At 56.5% G+C, this 1,028-nt stretch carries 2 protein-coding genes; one reads left to right on the top strand and one right to left on the bottom strand.

What is annotated here, in order from left to right:
- Positions 1 to 208 (bottom strand): hypothetical protein (locus tag AC1D15_RS34105; RefSeq protein WP_477829560.1); only part of this gene is annotated, 208 nt, incomplete at its 3' end.
- On the opposite strand from AC1D15_RS34105, the gene AC1D15_RS34110 reads away from it, so the two are divergent.
- A partial coding sequence (locus AC1D15_RS34110) for a hypothetical protein (protein WP_477829561.1) occupies positions 198 to 1,028 on the top strand: 831 nt, incomplete at its 3' end. The two genes, AC1D15_RS34105 and AC1D15_RS34110, sit on opposite strands and share 11 nt — an antisense overlap.

Here is a 1,028-nt window from a genome sequence, read left to right on the forward strand (position 1 = left end):
CAGCAGGCACGGGCGGTTCCACTACCGCGCCTACGGGGCCTGCGCCGAGAATCGATGCGGTCCGAACCTTAGCAGCAGAGCTGACCTCGACCGCGAAACTGCTTGAAACAGTCGCGAGCGCACCGGCCAGGTCGAAGGCGGTCGCGCCGCAAACCACTTCATCACCCTCGGCGGCGATGTGGTCCAGCCAAGTCTTGATGTCAACCACGCCGAACTTAAGCGAAGCGCTGCCTGCGAGTCTTGCGGCGGAGCAAGCTGCCGTTCTTGACTTCTTGCAACTTGATCGCGACACGCCCGCACCCGCCGCCTCTCAGGTCTTGCGACAGCATCTTCAAAAGTTGACGGACCGAGCAACAGAGTTGGCGGAAGATCCAGAATATCAGGCCGCGATATTGCAACTTGCACCCGAGGCAACAAGGAAAGCTGCTGAAGCAGCGAAGAGCGCCCCGGACGTCGATGTCAGCGGGAAAATCACCCCGCTCGGGATTGGCGATCTGAAGGTAGTAAAGCAAACGTTGATCGCCTACGTCGCGGGAGAGGTGTCGCACATCGAAAACGTACTTAAAGGAGAGTCAAAGGAGCGCACACACCGGAAACTCGATCGAACTGAGACTAGCATATTTACGTCCGAGGAGGAGGTCAAAGACACCGAGCGCGACACCCAATCAACTGATCGTTTCGAGCTCAAGCGGGAAGCCGAAAAATCGATCAAGGACGATATTTCGATCAAGGCGGGACTCACAGTTACGGCGGCATATGGGCCGGTCGTATCAACGGCAACCGCCGACTTCGCGACCTCGACGTCGAAACAGGAGTCGGAGAAAAACAGTAGCAACTTTGCGCGGGAGGTCGTTGATCGGGCTGTTAGTAAGGTACAGACAACAACTAAGGTCGAGCGAACGACCAAGACCCTCAACGAGGTAGAAGAAGTCAACCGCCATTCACTGGACAACGGACAACCTTCTACGGCCCACATAACCGGAATATATCGGTGGGTTGATAAGAAATACCGCGCACAGGTCTACAAC

Source organism: Rhizobacter sp. P2_H2, from assembly GCF_056403375.1.